Consider the following 1,850-nt stretch of genomic DNA (forward strand, 5'->3'; position numbering starts at 1 on the left):
TCAATCCCTCAAACCTAAACAAGGACGATTGAGTTTATGATGAATATCTTGTGAGAGAATATTCATTTGTACTCTAGAAAGGAGGTGATCCAACCGCAGGTTCTCCTACGGTTACCTTGTTACGACTTCACCCCAGTCGCTGATTCCACTGTGGACGGTAGCTAGTTTAGCATTCCGGCTTCGAGTGAAATCAACTCCCATGGTGTGACGGGCGGTGAGTACAAGACCCGGGAACGTATTCACCGTAGCATGGCTGATCTACGATTACTAGCGATTCCGGCTTCATGCTCTCGAGTTGCAGAGAACAATCCGAACTGGGACATATTTTATAGATTTGCTCCATCTCGCGATATTGCGTCTCATTGTATATGCCATTGTAGCACGTGTGTCGCCCTAGGCATAAGGGCCATGATGACTTGACGTCGTCCACACCTTCCTCCTCCTTACGAAGGCAGTCTATTTAGAGTGCTCGGCCGAACCGTTAGCAACTAAATACGTGGGTTGCGCTCGTTGCGGGACTTAACCCAACATCTCACGACACGAGCTGACGACAGCCGTGCAGCACCTGTCTCAACATTCTAGCAAGCTAGCACTCTCTTATCTCTAAGAGATTTGTTGGATATCAAGCCTAGGTAAGGTTCTTCGCGTATCTTCGAATTAAACCACATGCTCCACCGCTTGTGCGGGTCCCCGTCTATTCCTTTGAGTTTTAATCTTGCGACCGTACTCCCCAGGCGGTATACTTAATCCGTTAGGTGGATTACTGCCATGACTAGCATAGCAACAACCAGTATACATCGTTTAGGGCGTGGACTACCAGGGTATCTAATCCTGTTTGCTCCCCACGCTTTCACGCATTAGCGTCAGTTAAGTTCCAGTAGATCGCCTTCGCAATGGGTATTCTTCTTGATCTCTACGGATTTTACCCCTACACCAAGAATTCCATCTACCTCTCCCTTACTCTAGATTACCAGTTTCCCAAGCAGTTTAACGGTTAAGCCGTTAGATTTCACAAGAGACTTGATAATCCGCCTACGCGTCCTTTACGCCCAGTGATTCCGAGTAACGCTTGCACCCTCCGTATTACCGCGGCTGCTGGCACGGAGTTAGCCGGTGCTTATTCGTTAGGTACCGTCAGTGTTCTTCCCTAACAAAAGGAGTTTACGCTCCGAAAAGTGTCATCCTCCACGCGGCGTTGCTGCTTCAGGGTTTCCCCCATTGAGCAATATTCCCTACTGCTGCCTCCCGTAGGAGTCTGGACCGTGTCTCAGTTCCAGTGTGACTGATCATCCTCTCAGACCAGTTATGCGTCATAGCCTTGGTAAGCCATTACCTTACCAACTAGCTGATACAATATAGTCTCATCCTACACCGAAAAACTTTCCCGACTTAACTTGTGTTAAGAAGGAGTATGGAGTATTAGCAGTCATTTCTAACTGTTGTCCTCCAGTGTAGGGCAGATTAACTATACATTACTCACCCGTGCGCCACTAACTCATAAGAGCAAGCTCTTACTTGTCCGTTCGACTTGCATGTATTAGGCACGCCGCCAGCGTTCACTCTGAGCCAGGATCAAACTCTCCATAAAAAATGTATCAAAGATAAAAAGAAACTTTTTATCTTTTAAATTCAATTTATGAAGTTTTTAATCTAAAAACTTAATTGTTTGTAACTTTTAAATTTGACAATTATAAAAATTGTCTTTGGCTCAATCGATCACTTGTTTAGATTTCAAAGATTGACTAAAAGATAGTTTTTGACAATAATAAATAAAATAACACGCATTGGAAAATAACAGAAGTTAGATTTCAAAAACGGAAAGTGGATTATATTCAAGGGTTGCTTAAAAA

Annotated in this window: 1 rRNA gene; it reads right to left on the bottom strand. The window is 44.4% G+C overall.

The window, feature by feature from the left end:
* Window positions 1–77: 77 nt before the first annotated feature.
* Window positions 78–1,588 (bottom strand): 16S ribosomal RNA (locus OFO01_RS08880).
* Window positions 1,589–1,850 lie beyond the last annotated feature (262 nt).

The sequence above is a fragment of the Campylobacter sp. JMF_01 NE2 genome (genome assembly GCF_027737365.1).
Taxonomy (GTDB): Bacteria; Campylobacterota; Campylobacteria; order Campylobacterales; family Campylobacteraceae; genus Campylobacter_B.